This window comes from Pseudomonas sp. EL_65y_Pfl1_R83 (assembly GCF_963970695.1).
In the GTDB taxonomy this organism is placed as follows: Bacteria; Pseudomonadota; Gammaproteobacteria; order Pseudomonadales; family Pseudomonadaceae; genus Aquipseudomonas; species Aquipseudomonas tritici.
The window spans coordinates 1-851 of sequence record NZ_CAXAQI010000055.1; the positions used below are offsets into that span (position 1 = coordinate 1).

Consider the following 851-nt stretch of genomic DNA (forward strand, 5'->3'; position numbering starts at 1 on the left):
CTTGGCATGTGCAAGTCTCCGGTAAATTGGGAAAGATCGGTCGCTCGCGGTACGGTGAGTGGAGCATTGCGATGCGACTGCGTGCTTTTGAGTTTTCGGCAGGCCAAAAAGCGCCGATCGGCCCAGGGGAAGGAAGCCGACCGGCGCCTGCGACTGGCTTAACGGCGGGGGAGCCGTGCCAATGCAGCCTTGTACGCGTCGTAATGAGTGCCTTCATCCACGGCGATCTGACGGAACATCGCGGCGACTTTAGTATCGCCAGCAGCCGCTGCTTCCTTGGCGAAGTTCACGTACATCGTGACGTTCTCGTAATGCTCGCCCTTCATCGCATCCGCGAGATTGCGCGCGTCGCCGCTGCCAAGCTGAAGAGCCTGGGCCTCGCGGTCGAAATGCTCGTTCGCCTCGATGTTGGCCGAGGCCCGAAACAGCTTGGCGAGTTCGGGCTTGCCCGCGGCTTGAGCCTGATCGGCATAGCGGAGATACTTCAGGTTTGCGTACGCCTCGCCGCGCATCGCCGCTTCGGTAATCGCCGCGATCTGTGGCTTGATCCCGGCAAAATCGGCGAGTTCGTCGATGCACTCGACGGTAATCATGGTCGAATCCATATCGGCGACGAGCAGCTTCTTCTCACGGCCCTCAGCCTGCTGCACGACCACGTCGATACCGGGAAACACGCCCTCGAGTGCGGTGCGCGCGGCATCTGAGGCCAGGCCGAACGCAATGTCCGCCGCCTTGCCCGGCTCGATCCAGCCCTGCGCGACAGGCGAACAGCCAGCCGCTTCGAGCCGGTCCATCGCCGTCGAAATTTCCCCTGCAGCCAGATGATCCGATGCTATCAGCGTCGCAATGAA

The 851-nt window shown here is 61.8% G+C and carries 1 protein-coding gene; it reads right to left on the reverse strand.

Going from position 1 to position 851, the window contains the following annotated elements:
• Positions 1-158: 158 nt before the first annotated feature.
• Positions 159-851 (reverse strand): ferritin family protein (locus AACY08_RS27550; RefSeq protein ID WP_339472269.1); only part of this gene is annotated, 693 nt, incomplete at its 5' end.